Origin of the sequence: Paraburkholderia sp. GAS82 (genome assembly GCF_050436285.1) — a bacterium.
GTDB lineage: Bacteria > Pseudomonadota > Gammaproteobacteria > Burkholderiales > Burkholderiaceae > Paraburkholderia > Paraburkholderia phenazinium_B.
Map to the genome: position 1 here is coordinate 1 of NZ_JBNDLX010000028.1, position 1,382 is coordinate 1,382.

Annotated in this window: 1 rRNA gene; it reads left to right on the forward strand. The window is 53.4% G+C overall.

The window, feature by feature from the left end:
- A 23S ribosomal RNA gene (locus P3T17_RS37490) occupies positions 1-1,369 on the forward strand; the annotation flags it as partial.
- Positions 1,370-1,382 lie beyond the last annotated feature (13 nt).

Below are 1,382 nucleotides of genomic sequence, written 5' to 3' on the forward strand. Positions count from 1 at the left end.
GAGGCCAGTCGCTTAGGCGACGAAGCAATCGGAAGTGGTTCCAGGAAAAGCCTCTAAGCTTCAGTTCAACAAGACCGTACCGCAAACCGACACAGGTGGGCGAGATGAGTATTCTAAGGCGCTTGAGAGAACTCGGGAGAAGGAACTCGGCAAATTGGTACCGTAACTTCGGGATAAGGTACGCCCCTGTAGCTTGATGCCCCTGCGGGCAAAGGGTGAAGGGGTTGCAATAAACTGGTGGCTGCGACTGTTTAATAAAAACACAGCACTCTGCAAACACGAAAGTGGACGTATAGGGTGTGACGCCTGCCCGGTGCCGGAAGATTAAATGATGGGGTGCAAGCTCTTGATTGAAGTCCCGGTAAACGGCGGCCGTAACTATAACGGTCCTAAGGTAGCGAAATTCCTTGTCGGGTAAGTTCCGACCTGCACGAATGGCGTAACGATGGCCACACTGTCTCCTCCCGAGACTCAGCGAAGTTGAAGTGTTTGTGATGATGCAATCTCCCCGCGGCTAGACGGAAAGACCCCATGAACCTTTACTGTAGCTTTGCATTGGACTTTGAACCGGTCTGTGTAGGATAGGTGGGAGGCTGTGAAGCGTGGACGCCAGTCTGCGTGGAGCCAACCTTGAAATACCACCCTGGTCTGTTTGAGGTTCTAACCTTGACCCGTTATCCGGGTCGGGGACAGTGCATGGTAGGCAGTTTGACTGGGGCGGTCTCCTCCCAAAGTGTAACGGAGGAGTACGAAGGTACGCTAGGTACGGTCGGAAATCGTGCTGATAGTGCAATGGCATAAGCGTGCTTAACTGCGAGACCGACAAGTCGAGCAGGTGCGAAAGCAGGTCATAGTGATCCGGTGGTTCTGTATGGAAGGGCCATCGCTCAACGGATAAAAGGTACTCTGGGGATAACAGGCTGATACCGCCCAAGAGTTCATATCGACGGCGGTGTTTGGCACCTCGATGTCGGCTCATCTCATCCTGGGGCTGTAGCCGGTCCCAAGGGTATGGCTGTTCGCCATTTAAAGAGGTACGTGAGCTGGGTTTAAAACGTCGTGAGACAGTTTGGTCCCTATCTGCCGTGGGCGCTGGATATTTGAAGGGGGCTGCTCCTAGTACGAGAGGACCGGAGTGGACGAACCTCTGGTGTACCGGTTGTCACGCCAGTGGCATCGCCGGGTAGCTATGTTCGGAAGAGATAACCGCTGAAAGCATCTAAGCGGGAAACTCGCCTTAAGATGAGATATCCCCGGGGCTTCGAGCCCCTTGAAGGGTCGTTCAAGACCAGGACGTTGATAGGTCAGGTGTGGAAGCGCAGTAATGCGTTAAGCTAACTGATACTAATTGCCCGTAAGGCTTGATCCTATAACAGGTGTGT